The organism is Tessaracoccus sp. (assembly GCF_016714275.1).
Classification (GTDB): Bacteria; Actinomycetota; Actinomycetes; order Propionibacteriales; family Propionibacteriaceae; genus Arachnia.
The window spans coordinates 209,902-227,983 of record NZ_JADJNP010000004.1; the positions used below are offsets into that span (position 1 = coordinate 209,902).

15 protein-coding genes are annotated in these 18,082 nt (G+C 69.6%); 12 read left to right on the forward strand and 3 right to left on the reverse strand.

From position 1 onward, the window contains the following. Nucleotides 1-157: 157 nt before the first annotated feature. The 8 genes from IPJ61_RS15145 to IPJ61_RS15180 all read left to right on the forward strand — a co-directional run bounded on the left by IPJ61_RS15145 (nt 158) and on the right by IPJ61_RS15180 (nt 8,786). Complete coding sequence (locus tag IPJ61_RS15145; protein WP_297109330.1) at nt 158-799, forward strand: nucleoside/nucleotide kinase family protein; 642 nt, start codon at nt 158-160, stop codon at nt 797-799. 8 nt (nt 800-807) lie between these two features. Further along, on the forward strand, nt 808-2,256 hold the full coding sequence (locus IPJ61_RS15150) for a mannitol dehydrogenase family protein (RefSeq protein ID WP_297109333.1): 1,449 nt from the start codon (nt 808-810) through the stop codon (nt 2,254-2,256). 85 nt (nt 2,257-2,341) lie between these two features. Continuing rightward, entirely contained in the window at nt 2,342-3,397 is a 1,056-nt protein-coding gene (locus tag IPJ61_RS15155; RefSeq protein ID WP_297109336.1) for a LacI family DNA-binding transcriptional regulator, read from the forward strand. 183 nt (nt 3,398-3,580) lie between these two features. Then, the gene (locus IPJ61_RS15160) at nt 3,581-4,348 is read left to right on the forward strand and encodes an ATP-binding cassette domain-containing protein (RefSeq protein WP_297109339.1); all 768 of its coding nucleotides are present in this window, start codon (nt 3,581-3,583) and stop codon (nt 4,346-4,348) included. Beyond that, on the forward strand, nt 4,345-5,427 hold the full coding sequence (locus IPJ61_RS15165; protein WP_297109342.1) for an ABC transporter permease: 1,083 nt from the start codon (nt 4,345-4,347) through the stop codon (nt 5,425-5,427). Before IPJ61_RS15160 ends, IPJ61_RS15165 begins: the two co-directional genes overlap by 4 nt. Before the next feature lies 1 nt (nt 5,428). Next, entirely contained in the window at nt 5,429-6,427 is a 999-nt protein-coding gene (locus tag IPJ61_RS15170; RefSeq protein ID WP_297109345.1) for an ABC transporter substrate-binding protein, read from the forward strand. An 86-nt stretch (nt 6,428-6,513) separates the two neighbouring features. Then, complete coding sequence (locus IPJ61_RS15175) at nt 6,514-7,842, forward strand: FGGY family carbohydrate kinase (RefSeq protein ID WP_297109349.1); 1,329 nt, start codon at nt 6,514-6,516, stop codon at nt 7,840-7,842. Between the two features lie 44 nt (nt 7,843-7,886). After that, nucleotides 7,887-8,786, forward strand: a complete 900-nt coding sequence (locus IPJ61_RS15180) for a hypothetical protein (protein ID WP_297109352.1) — start codon at nt 7,887-7,889, stop codon at nt 8,784-8,786. 60 nt (nt 8,787-8,846) lie between these two features. On the opposite strand, the gene IPJ61_RS15185 is transcribed toward IPJ61_RS15180, so the two are convergent. After that, nucleotides 8,847-10,088 (reverse strand): AGE family epimerase/isomerase, encoded by a 1,242-nt coding sequence (locus tag IPJ61_RS15185; RefSeq protein WP_297109353.1) that lies wholly within the window; start codon nt 10,086-10,088, stop codon nt 8,847-8,849. 234 nt (nt 10,089-10,322) lie between these two features. On the opposite strand from IPJ61_RS15185, the gene IPJ61_RS15190 reads away from it, so the two are divergent. From IPJ61_RS15190 to IPJ61_RS15205, 4 genes are all read left to right on the forward strand, one after another. Beyond that, the gene (locus IPJ61_RS15190) at nt 10,323-11,210 is read left to right on the forward strand and encodes a pyruvate, water dikinase regulatory protein (protein ID WP_297109356.1); all 888 of its coding nucleotides are present in this window, start codon (nt 10,323-10,325) and stop codon (nt 11,208-11,210) included. A 121-nt stretch (nt 11,211-11,331) separates the two neighbouring features. Then, nucleotides 11,332-13,977, forward strand: coding sequence for a pyruvate, phosphate dikinase (ppdK, locus tag IPJ61_RS15195; RefSeq protein ID WP_297109358.1), 2,646 nt, complete (start codon nt 11,332-11,334; stop codon nt 13,975-13,977). 138 nt (nt 13,978-14,115) lie between these two features. After that, nucleotides 14,116-14,544: a hypothetical protein gene (locus tag IPJ61_RS15200; RefSeq protein ID WP_297109361.1), complete on the forward strand. Its 429-nt coding sequence runs from the start codon at nt 14,116-14,118 to the stop codon at nt 14,542-14,544. A 272-nt stretch (nt 14,545-14,816) separates the two neighbouring features. Next, a complete protein-coding gene (locus IPJ61_RS15205) occupies nt 14,817-15,347 on the forward strand; it encodes a hypothetical protein (protein ID WP_297109363.1) in 531 nt (176 codons plus the stop codon). Nucleotides 15,348-15,580: 233 nt separating this feature from the next. Here IPJ61_RS15205 and IPJ61_RS15210 read toward each other — a convergent pair whose 3' ends face one another. Together IPJ61_RS15210 and IPJ61_RS15215 are read right to left on the reverse strand one after the other, a co-directional pair. Beyond that, nucleotides 15,581-16,984, reverse strand: a complete 1,404-nt coding sequence (locus tag IPJ61_RS15210) for an SLC13 family permease (RefSeq protein ID WP_297110966.1) — start codon at nt 16,982-16,984, stop codon at nt 15,581-15,583. Beyond that, on the reverse strand, nt 16,939-18,066 hold the full coding sequence (locus IPJ61_RS15215) for a baeRF11 domain-containing protein (protein WP_297109366.1): 1,128 nt from the start codon (nt 18,064-18,066) through the stop codon (nt 16,939-16,941). The genes IPJ61_RS15210 and IPJ61_RS15215 overlap by 46 nt, the downstream gene beginning before the upstream one ends. Between the last annotated feature and the right edge of the window lie 16 nt (nt 18,067-18,082).

The following is an 18,082-nucleotide window of genomic DNA, read 5'->3' on the forward strand; positions in this document are numbered from 1 at the left end:
TTCTTTTCGGCGCTCCCGCGGCTCCGCGGCCGGCCTGTCGGTAGACATGATGGCACGCGAAGTCATCGTTGTCATGGCTATTGACAACGATGACACTCCTTCCTAGATTTGCCCGTGAGCAGCCCGATGCTCGAGGAGACGGTTCGAAGGAGCGCCCGTGTCTGAGCAACCCCCGGTGATCCCCGCCACGCTCGCCGACCTCGTCTGGCGCGCGCGGGCCCTCGTCGGCGCGGGGGAGCGACGCGTCCTCGGCATCGTCGGCGCGCCCGGCGCCGGCAAGTCGACGGTGTGCGCCGCCCTCGAGGAGCAACTCGGCGACGGCGCGGTCATCGTCGGCATGGACGGGTTCCACCTCGACAACCCGGTCCTCGAGGCCCGCGGCCGGCGACAGGCGAAGGGTGCGCCCGATACCTTCGACGTCCCCGGTTACGTCTCCCTCCTGCGCCGCTTGGCCGCCGCCGAGGAGCCCGTCACCTACGCCCCGCGGTTCGACCGCGAGATCGAGACCAGCGTGGGCAGCGCCGTGCCGGTCGTCAACACCATCCCGCTGGTGGTCACGGAGGGCCTCTACCTCCTGCACGACGACGGCGGGTGGGAGCAGGTCCGTCCGCTCCTGGACGAGGTCTGGTACCTGGAGGTGCCCACCGAGGAACGGCAGCGGCGGCTCATCGGCCGCCGCATCGGGCATGGCGACTCGGTGGCCGATGCCACCGACTGGGTGCTGCGCGTCGACCAGGCCAACGCCGACGTCGTCGAGGCATCCAAGCGCCACGCCGATCACATCTTCCAGCTCTCCTAGGAACCCCCATGACCGTACTTCGGCCCGACGCCCTCGCCGACCTCGCCATCCCCGTCCCCGCCTACGATCGCGCGGCGGTCACGCCTGCCATCGTCCACTTCGGTGTCGGTGCCTTCCATCGCGCTCACCAAGCGCTCTACCTCGACCGCGTGCTCAACGCGGGAGACGCCGGCTGGGGCATCGTCGGCGTCGGGCTCTTGCCGGGGGACAGCGCCACTCGTGACGTCGCGGCAGAGCAGGGCGGCCTCTACACGCTCACGACCCTGGCCCCCGACGGCGAGGCCGCGACCCGCGTCGTCGGCAGCATCCTCGACGTGGTCTTCGGCCCCGACGACCCGGAGCGCGTGCTCGCCCTCCTCTCGGCGCCGACGACGCGGATCGTCTCGCTCACCATCACCGAGGGCGGCTACGCCATCGACGACGCCACCGGCGCCTTCGCGCCGAGCGACCCCCTGACCCTCGCCGACCTCGACGGCGCCGGCCTCCCGCGGAGCGCCTGGGGCTACCTGACGGAGGCGCTGCGCCGGCGGCGCGCGGCGGGAATCGCGCCGTTCACGGTCCTCTCCTGCGACAACGTCCAGGGCAACGGACACGTCGCCCGGCTCGCGCTGACGTCGTTCGCCCGCCACCGCGATCCCGAGCTGGCCGGCTGGATCGACGCCGAGGTGGCCTTCCCGTCGTCGATGGTCGACCGCATCACCCCGGTGGTCACGCCCGAGGTGGCGCGGGGCGTCGAGGAGCGGTGTGGCGTCGAGGACCGGTGGCCCGTGCAGTCGGAGTCGTACCTGCAGTGGGTGCTGGAGGACGAGTTCACGCTCGGCCGCCCGCCGCTCGACGCCGTGGGTGTCCAGCTCGTCGACGATGTCGTCCCGTACGAGCGGATGAAGCTGCGGCTGCTCAACGCCAGCCACCAGGCGATGAGTTACCTCGGCCTGCTCGCCGGATTCACCATGGTCGACGAGGTGTGTACCGATCCCGACTTCCTCGCCTTCTTGCGGGGCTATATGCGCGACGAGGCCATCCCGACGTTGGGCCCCGTGCCAGGCATCGACCTAGACGACTACTGCCACCAGCTGATCGCGCGTTTTGCCAGTCAGGCGGTGCGCGACACGCTCGCCCGTCAGGTCGTCGATGGCTCGGACCGGATCCCGAAGTTCCTGCTGCCTGTCGTGCGGGAGCAGCTCGCTGCCGGGGGGCCGATCGATCGCTGCGCGACCGTCCTCGCGGGCTGGGGCCTCTATCTCGAGGGCCACCTCGTCGAGGGGTCCCCGCCGCTGGCCGACCGGCGCGCCGAGGAACTGCTCGCCCGTGCCGCCCTCGAGCAGGAGGAACCGGGTGCGCTGCTCGGCTATGTCCCCGTCTTCGGCTACCTCGGCGGCGACGACCGGCTCCGCACGGCGTACCTGGCCGCGCGACGGCGGATCGTCGAGCAGGGCGCTCGCACCGCAGTCAGGTGAGTGCCTGCCGTCGTGGGTGCTTGGTGAAACCCGGTAGACCGGAATACGCTTCCGCCAGACATGGCGCCGCGTGAAGGGGGTTTGGATGTCGACCACCTCTGACAGCCCGCGCGGGGGGACCGGGGCGGAACCCGAGAACGCGACGCTGAAAGATGTGGCCAAGCGGGCCGGCGTCAGCATCAAGACCGCCTCGCGCGTGCTCAACGACCACCCCAGCGTGGCGCCGACGACGCGGAAGGCCGTGCTCGAGGCCATGGAGGTGCTCGACTACCTTCCCGATCCGGCGGCGCAGTCGCTGCGCGGCGGAACGGATCGCAGCGTCGGGGTTCTCGTCGATTCCATCGGCGACGTGTTCTTCGCCGAGCTCGCGGCGTCGATCGAGGCGGAGCTGGACGCGCACGGGTACCGCAGCATGATCGTTTCCAGCAATCGCGATCCGCAGCGCGAGCGCGACGCCGTCAACATGTTCGTACAGCGTCGGTGCGCGGGGATGATCGTCGCGCCGCTCGGCCGCGACTCGCTCTCCACCGCACGGCTGCGCGGCACGCCGCTGGTCTTCGTCGACCGGATCGGCGAGGTCGCGGGCGCGCAGTCGGTCGTCGTCGACGACCGCGGCCTGAGCGCGCAGGCCACGGAGCACCTGATCGCGCACGGGCATCGGCGCATCGCCGTGCTCAGCGACCGGCCGCTCCTGGAGACGACCCAGAACCGGCACCACGGCTACCGGGACGCGATGAACAGGCATGGGCTCCCCGTTGACGAGGACCTCATCGCCGCCGACGTGCCCGAGCCCTCCGATGTGGTCCCCGCCGTCGAGCGGCTCCTCGCGCTGTCGGAGCCGCCTACTGCGATCCTCTCCACCAACTCCCGCCTGTCGCTGGCGCTGCTGCCGACGCTGCAGCAGTTCGGCCGCACGGATATCGCGATCCTCGCCTACGGCGACTTCACGCTCGCGGGCAGCCTCTCGCCCGCCGTCAGCGTCATCGACCACTCCCCGGCGGCGATCGGCGCCGCTGCCGTCGCCGCCTTGCTGCCCCGGCTCGACGGGAAGGGCACCGCCGGGTCGGGGGAGTCGGTGATCTACGTGCCCGCTGGCCTGATCGCTCGCGGTTCGGGCGAGCTGCGCCCGCGTTCTGCCTAGTCAAACGCATATGAAAACTCTCGTATAACAAACTGGCCACAGCGCTTGACAACCTTGTCATCGGTCCCCGTAGTATTGGCGGCAGGAAATGACAACGATGACATGAGCATCGATGATCAAGGAGGATCATGGCTCCGACAGCAGTTGAGCCCATGCGGCTCGCCACTCACCTGAGGTGCCGTCATGGCTGACGCGCCCGTCTACGAGGCACGGGGAATCGTGCGCACCTTCGGACCGGTGCGCGCCCTGCAAGGTGCCGACTTCGACGTCCGACCCGGCGAGGTCGTCGCCCTGATCGGCGACAACGGCGCGGGCAAGTCCACCCTCGTGCGCATCCTCGCGGGCGCCGACATCCCCAACGAAGGCGTGATCAAGTTCGAGGGCCAACTGCTCGAGCTGCACAGCCCCACCGATGCCCGCGAGCGCGGCATCGAGACCGTGTTCCAGGACCTCGCTCTCGCGAACCACCTCAACCCCATCCAGAACATGTTCCTGGGACGCGAGGTCATGAAGCCGGGCCTGCTGGGCAAGCTCGGCTTCATGGAGCGCGGAAAGATGCGCGCCGAGGGCGTCACGGCCTTCGCCGATCTCGGCGCCACTGTGCGCGACTACGACGGCCCCGTCGGCGGCATGTCCGGCGGTCAGCGGCAGGCCATCGCGGTGGCTCGTGCCGCCGCCTGGGCGAGCAAGGTCATCTTTCTCGACGAGCCGACGGCCGCCCTCGGCGTCGTACAGACCAAGGGCGTCCTCGACCTGGTCCGCCGCATCCGGGACAAGGGCGTCGGCGTCGTACTGATCAGCCATTCGATGCCGGAGGTGCTGCAGGTCGCCGACCGCGTCCACGTGCTGCGCCACGGCCGCCGCGTCGCGGTCTACGACGCGAAACAGAGCAGCGTCGAGGAGCTCGTCGGCGCCATGACCGGCAGCCTGGACGGGAAGGACGTCGCATGAGCACGACCCAGCAAGCTAACCCGGCCACCACCCCGACAAAGGTGACGGCGGGGGACAGGATCCGGCAGGCCGTCCGGGCCCAAGCGATGCAGATCGTCCTGGTCTGGCTCGCCATCGTCGCGATCTTCAGCGCGCTCGCGCCACAGTCGTTCTTCGCCGCGAACAACTTCCTCAACATCGCCGTCAGCGTCTCGATCCTCGCGGTCCTCGGCGTCGGCACCACCTTCATTATCATCACCAGCGGCATCGACCTGTCGATGGGATCGGTGCTGGTGTTCAGCGGCGTCGTGGCCTCCATGACCATGGAGTCGATCGGCGACGGCGAGGGGTGGGGCGTTGCGATCGCGGGCATCGTCGTCGCTCTCGTCTCCGGCACCCTCTGGGGCACCCTCAACGGCTTCCTGGTCGCCAAGGCCAAGGTCCCACCGATGATCGTGACCCTCGGCACCTTCGGCGCTGCCCTGGGGCTCGCGCAGGTGCTTACCGGTGGCATCGACATGCGCTCCGCCCCGAGGGTGCTCGTCGACACCGTCGGCTTCGGCCGGGTGGCGGGCGTTCCGGTGCTCGTGCTGATCGCGATGATCGTCGTGGCGATCGGCATCGTCGTGCTGCACCGCACGAAGTTCGGCCTCTACACCGAGGCGATCGGCTCCAACCCGGAGTCGGGGCGTCGCGTCGGCATCAACGTCGACGCTCACCTGATCAAGGTCTACGCCCTCGCCGGCTTCCTCGCCGGCCTCGCCGGGATCCTGAACCTGTGCTTCTTCCGGTCGACGACGATCGCCGGCCACAGCCTCACCAACCTCGACGTCATCGCCGGCGTCGTGATCGGCGGCACCAGCCTCTTCGGCGGCTTCGGCACGGTGTTCGGCACCGTCATCGGCCTGCTCATCCCGGCGACGTTGCGCAACGGCTTCGTGATCCTCGGGGTGCAGCCCTACTGGCAGCAGGTCGTCGTCGGCGCCTTCCTGATCGGCGCCGTCTACTTCGATCAGGTCCGGCGCGCCGCAGCGAACCGCGGCCAGGCCAAAGAGTCCCTTCTCTCCCGACTGTTCGCATCACAACGAAAGGAAAAGTGACATGCGTAAGAACAAGGTGTTTCTGAGCGGAGTCGCGCTCATGTTCGCCGCCGGCCTGGCGGCGTGCTCGACCGGCACCCCTGCGGATCCCGCGCCCGGTGGGACCACAGGTGGCGGCACTGACGACAAGGTGTCGATCGCCTTCATCCAGGGGGTCATCGGCGACAACTTCTACATCTCCATGGAGTGCGGGGTCCGCGAGGCCGCCTCCAAGGCGGGGGTCGAGGTGTCGGTGCAGGGCCCGCAGAAGTGGGACCCGGCTCTCCAGCAGCCGATCCTCACGTCGGTCTCGGCCACCAAGCCGTCGGCGATCCTGATCGCCCCCAACGACGTCAGCGCACTCCAGCGCCCGCTCGAAGAGGCGGCCAAGGACAGCAAGATCGTCCTCGTCGACACGACGGTGGAGGACCCCGGCTTCGCCGTGTCCGAGATCTCGTCGGACAACTTCGGTGGCGGCGCCGCTGCGTTCGAGGCTATCCAGAAGCTGGTGCCGGACGGCGGCCAGGTGCTCGTCATCGACAACCAGCCCGGCATTTCGACCTCCGACGCTCGTGTGGCCGGCTTCGAAGACGCCGTCAAGAAGGACTCGAAGTTCGAGTACGTCGGCGTGCAGTACGCCAAGAACCAGCCTGCCGAGGCGGCAAACATCGTGACCGCGACCCTGCAGCGCTACCCGGACCTGAAGGCGATCTTCGCGACGAACATCTTCAGTGCCGAGGGCGCGGCCACCGGCATCGAGCAGGCGGGCGCGAAGGAGAAGGTGCAGGTCGTCGGCTTCGACGCGGGACCGGCCCAGGTCGACGCACTGAAGGACGGCACCGTCCAGGCGATCATCGCGCAGCAGCCGTTTGACATCGGCGTCCAGGGCGTCGAGCAGGCGCTGGCAGCGATCGAGGGCAAGCCGACCGAGGCGAAGATCCAGACCGGCTTCACCATCGTCACCCAGGACAACCTCGAGACCGAGGAAGGTCAGAAGGCGCTCTACGCGTCCAAGTGCTGACCGCGGTCGACATAGCCGACCTGGAAGCCATCAGCGGGGGCGGCGCGCCGCCCCCGCTCCATCCCCACATCCCTTCAAGGAGCCAGATGCCCCGCTACGCGGCAGGCCTCGACCTGGGCAGCACGTCCATGAAGATCCTCGTCGTCGACGAGTCGGGCGGCGAGGTCGTGGAGCAGGTGTCGACGCCGTGGCGCAACGGCCCGGGCGGCACCACGGACATCCTGACTGACGACGTCGGCTCCGCGGTCCGGACGCTGATTGAGCGCGCCGCGGCCCGGCTTCCCGATGACGCAGTGGTCGGCGCGATCGCCGTCGCCGGAATGGGGGAGACCGGATTCGTCGTCGACCGGGAAGGAACGGCGCTCGCGCCCGGCTACGCCTGGTTCGACCCTCGCGGCGCCGAACAGGCGGCCGCGCTCCCGAGGCCCCTGCGCGACGAGTTCTCGGGCCGCACCGGCCTCCCCTGGGGCGTCCAGGTGTCTGCCGCGAAGATCCTCCACCTCCGCGACGGCGGGCTTCCGCTCGCCGGGACGCAATGGGTGAACCTGCCGGACTGGACGGTCGCGTTCCTCGGCGGGCGGCGGGCGGGGGAGTACTCCCTGATGTCGCGCACCGGGCTGCTCGACCAGTCGACCGGCCGCCCGTGGGCCGAGATGCTGGCTTACATCGGCGTCGACGAGCGCTTCCTGCCCGAGCTCGTCGACGCCGGCACCCCGCTGGGGGCGGCGACGGCTGGCTGGCTTCCGCCGTCATTCCGGGGAGCGACGCTCACCGTCGCCGGGCACGACCACCTCGTCGCCGCGGTCTCGGGTGGCGCGGAGCGCGACGCCTACCACGTCTCCATCGGCACCGCAGAGGTGCTCCTGCGGGTGCTCGACGACCCGCTCACCTTCGACGCCCGGCGTCGCCTCGGCGACGCCCTGATCAACTGCGTCCGCCACGTGCGTCCGGGCCAGTACGCGCTCGTCGCGGGCGTGAAGACCGGCCTGCTGATGCGCCGCACGCTCCAGCTGCTCGGCATCTCCGACCGCGGGGGTCGCGACGCCCTCGACGCCCAAGTCGTTGAACTGGGAGAGACGAAGCTCGCGCCCGGCGCCCTCGAGGTGCGGGGCGCGCGCAACGACGACGGCGTGCTGCGGCTCACCGTTCGCGCCGACGGCGTGTCGCCCGCCGAGCTGTTCCTCGCCGCTCTTGAGCACGGAAACGACGAGATCCGGATGCTGATCGAGGCCATCGATCGCGAGGTGCCCCCGGCGCACGCATCTCTGCTCACGGGCGGCTGGGCGGAGATGCAGTCGGTGCGGGACGCCCGCGCGCGCGTCCTGCCGAGCGTGCGGACGTCGTCGCGCAGCCAGGAGACCGCCAGCGGCGCGGTCCTGTTCGCCCGCCAGCTGCTGGATGCCCCGCGCGCCTGACGCGCCCACAAACCCCTTCCTAACCGATCCCTCAGGAGAAGTACATGTCCACCCTCACCACGACCGAACGCCGCGCTCTCGCGCGGATCAGCACCAACCCCGGCGGCATGCTGATCGTTGCCGCCGACCAGCGCAACTCCATGAAGGCCGTCATGAACGCGCCCGACGGCCCCTCGTCGATCAGCATCGACGAGTTGCGCGCCGCCAAGGCCGACCTCGTCCGCTTCCTCGCGAACCGCGGCCCCGCGATCCTGCTCGACCCCGAGGTGGCGCTGCCCCACGTCGTGGACGACGGCGTACTTGCCCGCGATACCGCGCTGGTCGTCGGCATGGACGCGTCCGGCTTTGAGACCGTCGACGGGCTTCGGTTCACCCGGCTCGTCGACCGTGTCACGGCCCGCACCGTCCGCGACTTCGCAGGCGACGCCGCGAAGATGCTCTACTACCTGCGTCCGGACCGCCAGGATCTGGAGTCGCGCGTCGCCGAGGAGATGCGCGAGCTGATCCGCGCCTGCGAGGACGAGGGCGTGCTCGTCATCATCGAGATCCTCACCTATCGGCTGCCGGAGGAGAGCGAGGAGGAGTACGCACGCGTGTTCCCCCAACTGATCGCGGACTCCGCAGCGTTCTCTATCGCGTGCGGCGCGAAGGTGCTGAAGCTCCCTTACCCGGGATCGGCCGAGGCGTGCGACGCGGTGACCGCGGCAGCGCAGGGCGCGCCGTGGGCCGTGCTCTCCGCCGGCGTCGACCACGAGACCTTCATCGAGCAGGTGCGCATCGCCGTCGAACACGGTGCGAGCGGCGCCATGGCCGGCCGGTCGCTCTGGAAGGACAGCCTGGCAGTGACTGCGGAGGACCGCGAGACGCTCCTTACCGGCCGTGCCGCCCCCCGGCTTCATGAGTTGGCCGAGGTCATCGACGCGGCCCTTGCCGCGCGCAACTGACGGCAGCGTGGCGGTCCTGCTCAGGGACCGCCACGGCGCCGCCGGCGCGGGATCACGCGGTCATGTGGTGCGCCGCGCGAGCGCGGACGCATACGACGGGGTGACCGGGAGGTCTTGCATCCACGCCGCCTGATACGCGTGGTAGGCGTCGGGCTTCCCAGGCCACGTCGTGGCTTCGGGCAGGTTCGTCGCGCCCAGTTCGTGGTGCCAGGAGCCCAGCTTGTGGTCGACGAGGTAGGTGTCGGCGTAGTCCCACCAGCGAGCCAGGTCCCGGCGGTGGCGCTCGTCGCCCGTGATCCGAAGCAGGACCTCGGAGGTGTTGATCGCCTCCGCGAGCACCCAGTGCATTCGGGCGTGCACCACGGGCCGTCCATCCCAATCGGTGGTGTAGACGAAACCGTCGGCGCCGTCGGCGGCCCACCCATCGGCCACGGCCCGATCGGCGAGGGCGACGGCGGCCTCGAGCAGCCCCGCGGGGGCGTCCGCTCTCAGGCTCTCGTGCACCGCGACGAGGAGTCGCGCCCACTCCAGCCCGTGGCCGACAGTGGCGCCGTAGGGCTGGAACGGGTGCGACGGCTGGTCGTGGTGGTAGTCGAGAAGCGGCCGCCAGTCGCTGTCGAAGTGCTCGGGGATCCGCCAGCCGTTGTCCCGCGCCCATCCCGCGACCCGTTCCGCGATCCGGCCCGCCCGGCGGTGCCAGGTCGGGTCGCCGGTGACGTCGCCGGCGGCCAGGTAACACTCGACGGCGTGCATGTTCGAGTTCACGCCGCGGTAGGGGCTGAGCGTGCTCCACGAGGCGTCCCACTCCTCGACGACGAGCCCCTCCTCGTCGTCCCAGAAGCGCTCGCTCTGTGTAGCGAGTGCGAGTTTCAGCAGCTCGTCGGCCCGGTCGAGCCCGGCGACGCGCGCGCTGGTCGCCGCGAGGACGACGAACGCGTGGGCATAGGCCATCTTCGTGGTGAGGGCAGTGCCGCCCGGGGCGATACCCGCGAACCAGCCACCGTTGACCCCGTCGCGCAGGGGACCATCCAGCAGGCTGTTGACACCGTGCTGGGCCAGCGTGCGCAGGGCCGCCGCATCGGGTCCGCCGGGAGCCGGCGCCTCCCCGGCGAGGAGGCCCAGCGCGAACACGTGCGTCATCCGGCAGGTGACGTACAGCTCGACGGGTTGTCTCGGGTCGATGTCGCCCGCGGGGTCGAGGTATCCGAACCCTGCCGGATGGCGCGAACCCACGGCGAAGCGCAGCAGGTTGGCCCGGCGAAGGGCGCGGTAGGCGGCTGATCCGGGCGCGGCGGGCGACATGGTGTTTCTCCTCACGTGGCTGCGGCGCCGCAGCCGTCGTTGACAACGATGACATATCCCTGAGGTTTCGCCAACTGCCAGAGATCGGCCGCCTATTTCACAGCTGAGCGAGCCCACGCAGACGAAGGTCGAGGGCAATCGAGCTTGCTCGGTTACCGAGGCCAAGGAATGCGTTGCAGCGCGAAGCGCGATCACGCAGATTTGTGTACGCCATACCCCATAGACTTGCGACCCATGACAGCAGAGCTGCTGGAGATCCACGTCATCGCAGACTCCACGGGCGAGTCCGCCGCCCGCATCGCCCGCGCCGCCATGGCGCAATTCCCGAGCCGGGAGTTCAGCATCGTCCGGCACAGGAAGATGAACAAGACATCGAGGCTGCTGGCGGCGCTGGAGGAGGTGCGCGCGGCGATGCCGCGTGCCGCCATCGTGTTCACCCTCGTCAACGAGGAGTTGATGGAGCTGGTGACGGGCTTCTGCCGGGACCATGGCATCCCGTTCGCGGACCTGATGAGCGACGCCATGCACGCGCTCGCCACGATCTCCGGCGTCGAGGCCGACCATGTGCCCATGCGCCCGCCGGGCGTCGAGGCCGAGTACTTCGTCCGTATGGCCGCCATCGACTTCGCCGTCCGCAACGACGACGGCTCCCTCCCTGCGCTGCTGCGCGAGGCCGACATCTGCCTTATCGGCCCGTCTCGCTCCGGGAAGACGCCGCTGTCCATCTACCTCGCTTATCTCGGGTACAAGGCCGTTAACGTGCCGCTCGTGCCCGGCATCGCGCCGCCGCAGCAGCTGTTCGAGGTCGACCGGTGGCGCCTGATCGGCCTGACCATCGATGCCGAGCGGCTGCTCATGATCCGCGGCGAGCGCGTCAAGGGCATGGGCGGCTTCGGCACGAAGGACGGCTACGCGAACCTGGCGCAGATCTATGACGAGCTGGACGAGATCGCGAAGGTCCACCGCAGGCTCGGGTGCCCCATCGTCGACACGACCGGGGTGGCGCTGGAGGAGGCGGCGGCGCGGATCATCGACATCGTCGACGACCGCGCCCGCAAGGCGGGGGCGCGCCTCCGCCGCCCGCCCGGCATCTCGAACACCGAGCGGGCCTGGAACCCATAGCCCGACCGGCGGGTCGTCCCCGGGTGCGATCGTGGGCCCTGAATCGGATGTGGGGGCGGGCGGCATTAGGCTGTGCGTGGATACAGACCCAATCTGGGCAGTCGAAGGAGATTTCCCCACTATGAGTGACGTTCGTTACATCTACGACCTCCACGAGGGCGACGCGAGCATGAAGCCCCTCCTGGGTGGCAAGGGTGCAGGCGTGGCAGAAATGTTCAAGGTCGGGGTGCCGGTCCCCGACGCGTTCACCGTCACGACGGAGGCGTGCGTCGAGGCAATGAACAACAACGGAGAGTGGCCCGCCGAGCTGGCAGGGCAGATCGCCGAGGGGCTTGCGCGCCTCGAGGAGCGCACCGGGCGCACGCTCGGCGGGTCCGAGAAGCCGTTGCTGGTGTCCGTACGCTCCGGCGCCGTGTTCTCGATGCCCGGCATGATGGACACCATCCTCAACCTCGGCATCTCGGACGAGTCCGTCGTCGCGCTGGCCGAGGAGTTCGGCAACGAGCGCTTCGCCTGGGACTGTTACCGCCGCTTCATCCAGATGTACGGCGAGGTCGTCGAGGGCGTCCCGCAGCACCTGTACGAGGACGCGTTGAGCGGCCTCAAGGCCGAGCGCGGCGTCGAGAACGACACCGACCTGAACGCTGAGGACCTCAAGAACCTGGTCGCCTCGTTCAAGGAGATTTCCAACGAGCACCTGGGCGGCGAATGGACGTCGGACCCGCGCGAGCAGTTGAACCGCGCCGTCAACGCCGTGTTCCGGTCGTGGGGCAACCCGCGCGCCGAGGTCTACCGCCGCGCGAACAACATCCCTTCGTCGCTGGGCACTGCCGTCAACATCATGCAGATGGTGTTCGGCAACCGCGGCGACACCTCCGCCACGGGCGTGTGCTTCACCCGCAACCCCTCCACCGGTGAGAAGGCGCTGTACGGCGAGTTCCTCGTCAACGCGCAGGGCGAGGACGTCGTCGCCGGCATCCGCACGCCGGACCCGCTTGAGCAGATGCGTGACATCCTCCCCGAGGCCTACGACCAGCTCCTCGACACCATGCACCGCATGGAACAGCACTACCGCGACATGCAGGACATGGAGTTCACCATCGAGGACGGGAAGCTGTACCTGCTGCAGACCCGCAACGGCAAGCGCACGGCGGCGGCCGCGCTGAAGGTGGCCTCGGACCTCGTCGACGAGGGGATCCTCACCAAGGAGGAGGCGCTCCTGCGCATCGAGCCCGCGCAGCTCGACCAGCTCCTTCACCCCGCCATCGACCCGAACCACGGCAAGAAGCCGGTCGCGATCGGCCTGCCCGCGTCGCCGGGAGCCGCAGTCGGCGAGGTCGTCTTCGACGCCGACACCGCCGCCGACCGCGGTGGCAAGGGCGAACCCGTGATCCTCGTGCGCTACGAGACGACGCCCGACGACATCCACGGCGTCATCGTCGCCCAGGGCATCCTGACCGCCCACGGCGGCATGACCTCGCACGCGGCGGTCGTCGCCCGCGGCATGGGCAAGCCCTGTGTGGCGGGCGCGCAGGGCATCAGGATCGACGTCGCGGGCAAGACCCTGACGATCGGTGACGTGACCTACGCGGAGGGCGATGTCCTCACGCTCGACGGCACCACCGGCAGCGTCTACGGCGAGGCCCTCGACCTCATCCCGCCGCAGATCAACGAGGACTTCACCCGCGTCGTCCAGTGGGCCGACGAGGTGCGCCGTCTCGGCGTCCGCGCCAACGCCGACAACTTCGAGGACGCGTCGAAGGCCCGCGAGCTGGGCGCCGAGGGCATCGGCCTCTGCCGCACGGAGCACATGTTCATGGCGCAGGACCGGCTCCCGGCCGTCCGCAAGATGATCCTCGCGGAGACCCCGGAGCAGCGCGCGGCCGCGTTGGCGGAGATCCTGCCCATGCAGCAGGTCGACTTCGAGGGCATCTTCACCGCCATGAAGGGCTTGCCTGTCACCGTCCGTCTCCTCGACCCGCCGCTGCACGAGTTCCTGCCGAACCTCGTGGAGCAGTCGCTGCTCGTCCAGCGCCTCGAGCTGCAGGGCGCGGAGGGCACCGAGCTGGCAGAGGCCCGAGAGACGCTGGCCCAGGTCAAGCGCCTGCACGAGTTGAACCCGATGCTCGGCACCCGCGGCTGCCGCCTCGCCATGCTGTACCCGGAGATCCCGGACATGCAGTCCCGCGCGATCGTCCGCGCAGCGCTCGCCGTCCTCGACCGCGAGGGCGAGACCGTCGGCGTCGAGATCATGATTCCGCTCGTTGCGCTCAGCCAGGAGCTGGAGACGCAGCGCGCCATCGTCGTGGCCGCCGTCGAGGACGAGCTGGCGAGGGCCGGCCGCACCCTCGACTACACGGTGGGCACCATGATCGAGCTGCCGCGCGCCGCGCTGGTCGCGGACAAGATCGCCGAGCACGCCGACTTCTTCTCGTTCGGCACGAACGACCTGACGCAGACGGCCATCGGCATCTCGCGCGACGACGCGGAGAACGGCTTCCTGACCACCTATGTCATGGAGCGCGTGCTGGAGCGCAACCCGTTCGAGACGATCGACGTCGAGGGCGTCGGCGCGCTCGTCCAGATCGGCGTCGAGAAGGGCCGCGCGGCCAAGCCGGGCCTGAAGACCGGCGTCTGCGGTGAGCACGGCGGCGACCCGGACTCGGTGGCGTTCTTCAACTCCGTCGGGCTCGACTACGTCAGCTGCTCGCCGTTCCGCGTGCCGATCGCGCGCTTCGCGGCGGCGAAGGCGGTCCTTGAGGGCTGACCTTCGCGGGCGAACGTGAGCGCGGCGTGGGGATCTCCCGCGCCGCGCTCTACAATTGGCCCCGGTGCCGGCGAGTCCGCCGCCGGCCACGGGGGCTTCAGCGCCCCGTGACACCACTCCCAAGGAGCACAAAGAACCATGTCCCAGCCCGAACACGGTCAGCCCGACCCGCAGCAGACGGCCCAGCCTGAGTACAGCTACGGCCAGCCCGAGGTCTCGGAGACCCCCGAATACGGCTACGGCCAACAGGCCTCGTACGGCCAGCCGCCCGCATACGCGCAGGCGTCTTACGGCTACCAGGCCCCGGCGGAGCACCCGCAGGCCCAGACGGTGTTCATCCTGGGCATCGTCGGTATCTTCGTCACCATCGTCCCCTTCATCGCGTGGTACCTCGGTGGCCAGGCCAAGAAGGAGATCGCGGCCGGCGCGCCGTACGCGTTCGAGGGCAAGCTCAAGACCGGCTATCTGCTGGGCAAGGTCTTCGGCATCCTGCAGATCGTCGGCGTCGTGCTCGGCATCCTGTTCTGGGCGATCTTGATCCCGCTCATGATGGTCGTCCCTTCCTGAGCCGACACCACTCGATCATGTGACAGGGGCCCGGCGGACAGCCGGGCCTCTGTCCGCCTTCTTGCTCCAGGTGCGACACTGGTGGTGTGTCCCAGTATTGGGGTGCCGTTTGGCGGCGAGCGGGGTGGATGCATCGCAAGGCCGACGAAGGAGTGCTACGTGGCGGTCCCGCGACTGAGGAGAACGAAGCGAGGCGCCGCATCCGGCGTCGTCAAATGGTGCCTCAATACTGAGACGCACCACTAGAGTGACCGACACGACGAGGGAGCGTCATGGGGCAGTACCCGGACTTCACGGGCGGCCAGGAGAACCAGGCCGCGTGGGAGCACACGCGTCGGCTCGACGACGAGCCGACGACATCCTTCGCGCCCCCGCCCGAGGCCGCGCCGTCGGCCCCGACCTATGCAGACCCGTACGGGAACGGGAGACCGGCCCCGACACCGTACGGCGCGTCCGCACCGTACCCGCAGGATCTGGCGCCCGCGCCGTCGATCCCGTACGGCTACGGCGGATACCAGGGCAACCCCTACGCGTTGGGAGAGCATCCGCAGGCCCAGATCGTCTTCATCCTGGGCATCGTCGGCATCTTCACCGGCATCCCCGCGTTCATCGCCTGGTACATGGGAGGTCAGGCCCGCAAGGAGATCCAGGGGGGCGCGCCCTATCGCTGGGAAGGCAACCTGAAGACGGGCTACCTGCTCGGCAAGGTGTTCGGGATCATCAGCATCGTCGGCGTCGCGCTGGGGATCGTGTTCTGGATCGCCTACTTCGGGTTCATCATGTGGATGCTCACCTCGTTCTAGTGGCCTGTCGCGCCTAAAGGTGCGGATCAGGACGGGGCGTCAGGCGGGATGAGTGACAAGGCGGAGGAGGGAGTCATAGCGGGGCACTACGTCGACCGACGACAACGACGTCAATCGCCCGCGTGGCGTCGCGTACCCGCGCATTTGGGCGCGACGGGCCACTAGTGTCCTGCGTCCTTCCGATGCGGGGCACTAGGAGGACGGTTCCGACGCGCCGCTCTCGCGGATGAGCGTCAGAACGGCAAGAGCACCGGCACCCAGAACACCGCGGCGACGAGGTACATCAGCAGCAGCGGCAGCCCGAGCTTCCAGTAATCGCCGAACCGGTACGCGCCCGGCTCCATCACCATCGTGTTGGCGGGCGTCGCCACGGGGGTCAGGAACGCCGCCGCGCCGGCGACCGTGAGGGCCATCATGAACGGCAGCACGGAGACCTGGAGGTCGGTTGCGACCGCGATCGCCACAGGAGCCACGACCAGCACCGTCGCCGTGTTCGAGATGAGCTGCCCCAGCACCATGGTGAGCACGCAGATGGCGAGCAGCGCGATCCTCGGCGACGCGCCGCCGGTGAGGCTGAGCAGCATGTCGGCGAGCATGTCGGCGGTGCCCGTGGTCACGAACGCGGTCGAGAGCGGGATCATGCCGGCCACAAGCACCACCGTCGTCCACGAGATGCTGCGGTAGGCCTGGACCGGCGACACCACCCGCAGCAGGACCAGCGCCATGACCGCGATCAGACCCGCGATCGCGGCGGGCAGCAGGCCGGTCGCCAGCGCGGCGACCATGCCGATGAGGACGAGGATCGAACGCTTCGCGCCCTCGCCGAGCGGGACGCCGCGCCGCAGCTCGGCGGGCGGGGTGACGACAAGGACATCGCCGGAGCCGGACGTGTGGCGCTCCAGGTCGTCCCACGCGCCGCTCACCAACAGCGTGTGTCCTGCCTGCAGCTTCGACTTTGTGCCGGTCAGGTCGGTGCCGCCGCGCTGCAGGCCGATGACGACGAGGTCGCCACTGGGCGTGCTCATGCCGGGGAAGAGGTGCATCCCGATCAGGTTGGACCGCGGCGCGACGGTGACCTCCGCGATCCCGTGCTCGGGGGTCGTCAACGAGATCCCGGCGGGCAGGTCGTACTGCCGCCGCAGGATGACGGTGTGGGCGGACAGGTCCGTCGGGAGCTCGTCAGGGGTGCGGTGGGGGAGCAGGTGCTTCCCGAAGAGTAGCGTCAGGCCCAGCGTGCCGATCAGGAGGGGAACGCCGACGAACCCGAACTCGAAGAAGCCGAACGGCCGCCCGCCCGCGCCCTGGGCGAGCTCGCTGACGATGATGTTCACGGGGGTTCCGGTCAGGGCCAGCAGCGAGCCTGCGTGCGCGGCGAAGGCCAGCGGCACGAGCATCTGCGACGGCGGAATCTTCGCCCGCATCGAGACCACGACGACCATCGGGATGAGGGCAGCGACGGCGCCGTTGACGCTGACGAAGGCCGTCACGACGGCGACGAGCAGGCCGACGACCACCAGCAGCACCGTGCGCTCCCGCCCCGCGCGCTCGATCACCTGGCTGCCCGCCCACGCCGTGACGCCCAGACCACTAGTCAGATCAGGGCGCGACGCAGGCCGGCGAGAAGGCGGCCGTTCCAGATCTCGGCATCGATCTCGCCTGGGCGCACCGCGTGCACGGTGCCGCCGTTGGCCAGCACCAGCAGCGCGATGGCGGCGAGCAGGTCCTCGCCGTCGTCGTCGAACGCGATGGCGCCGGTGTCGGGGTCGAGAGTGCCGTGGATGTCGGCGGTCATGTCGTAGTAGAGGGTGCCGACGGCGCCCATCGCGGCCGCGCGGGCGACCTGCGCCACGTCCGTGCCCGCCAAGCCCGCGGCAAAGCCGTCGCCGATCTTGTCGGCGGCCGCGCTCAGCCGGCGCGCGGTAATCTCGCCGATGCGCTCGCGGATGGCCTCGTCGATCTGGTCGGGCCGCAGCTCGTCGGCGGCGCCGCGCACGACGACCACCTCCCCGGGCAGCCCGTGTGCGACGACCATCGAGGCGAGCGGCTCGTTCGCGAAGACGAAGATCGGCACAGCGCCGGACGGGTCGAGGGGCGCGAGCTCGTCGCGTACCGCTCCCGCGACCACCTGCGCGTAACGGTCGAGCAGCACCTTCTGGCCCTCGTCGCCGCCGAGTCTGCGCAATAGCTTCCTGCCGCGGATGCTCATCCTGTTGGTGGCCTCGGCGGCGTCCTCGGCGTACTCGCCCGTCAGCGGGAACTCCGTGGCGCGGGACGACTCGGTCGCCTCCCACAGGTTCCAGCCGTTGGCCGAGAGCGTGAGCGCGAAGGCGCCCTGCGGCGTCGTCACCGCGCGGATGAGGGGGCCCAGGTCGAACCGGGTGCCCAGGTGGGTGTGGGCCTCGAGCGCATTCGGGAGCACGTACTCGTCGATGAAGTCGGGTGCGATGAAGATCACCAGGGAACTGGCAAGGTTGCCCCATAGTTCGCTGTCCTCGGCAACGACATCCCATTGCGTGCGCAGCCACTCCTGCTCGGCATGGCTGCGCCCGGCGGCGCGCAACGACCGGATCGCCTCGTCGACGGCGCTCTTGGCTGTCGTGTGGGCGAGGTCGCGCCCCGCGGGGGTCGGCTCGGTCGCCAGGTAGATCGACAGCGCGTCGGCGCGCGGGGTGCCGAGTTCGCGCAGGTCTGCGTTGGTGGGGAGTGCGTAATGGATCATCGTCGTTTCCTTCCGG

Excerpts from the sequence above, each read along its gene's own strand:
- IPJ61_RS15165 (WP_297109342.1), top strand. The coding sequence starts at position 4,345 with ATGAGCACGACCCAGCAAGCTAACCCGGCCACCACCCCGACAAAGGTG.
- IPJ61_RS15175 (WP_297109349.1), top strand. The coding sequence starts at position 6,514 with ATGCCCCGCTACGCGGCAGGCCTCGACCTGGGCAGCACGTCCATGAAG.
- IPJ61_RS15180 (WP_297109352.1), top strand. The coding sequence starts at position 7,887 with ATGTCCACCCTCACCACGACCGAACGCCGCGCTCTCGCGCGGATCAGC.
- IPJ61_RS15215 (WP_297109366.1), bottom strand. The coding sequence starts at position 18,066 with ATGATCCATTACGCACTCCCCACCAACGCAGACCTGCGCGAACTCGGC.
- IPJ61_RS15205 (WP_297109363.1), top strand. The coding sequence starts at position 14,817 with ATGGGGCAGTACCCGGACTTCACGGGCGGCCAGGAGAACCAGGCCGCG.
- IPJ61_RS15155 (WP_297109336.1), top strand. The coding sequence starts at position 2,342 with ATGTCGACCACCTCTGACAGCCCGCGCGGGGGGACCGGGGCGGAACCC.
- ppdK (WP_297109358.1), top strand. The coding sequence starts at position 11,332 with ATGAGTGACGTTCGTTACATCTACGACCTCCACGAGGGCGACGCGAGC.
- IPJ61_RS15170 (WP_297109345.1), top strand. The coding sequence starts at position 5,429 with ATGCGTAAGAACAAGGTGTTTCTGAGCGGAGTCGCGCTCATGTTCGCC.
- IPJ61_RS15200 (WP_297109361.1), top strand. The coding sequence starts at position 14,116 with ATGTCCCAGCCCGAACACGGTCAGCCCGACCCGCAGCAGACGGCCCAG.
- IPJ61_RS15190 (WP_297109356.1), top strand. The coding sequence starts at position 10,323 with ATGACAGCAGAGCTGCTGGAGATCCACGTCATCGCAGACTCCACGGGC.
- IPJ61_RS15185 (WP_297109353.1), bottom strand. The coding sequence starts at position 10,088 with ATGTCGCCCGCCGCGCCCGGATCAGCCGCCTACCGCGCCCTTCGCCGG.
- IPJ61_RS15160 (WP_297109339.1), top strand. The coding sequence starts at position 3,581 with ATGGCTGACGCGCCCGTCTACGAGGCACGGGGAATCGTGCGCACCTTC.
- IPJ61_RS15150 (WP_297109333.1), top strand. The coding sequence starts at position 808 with ATGACCGTACTTCGGCCCGACGCCCTCGCCGACCTCGCCATCCCCGTC.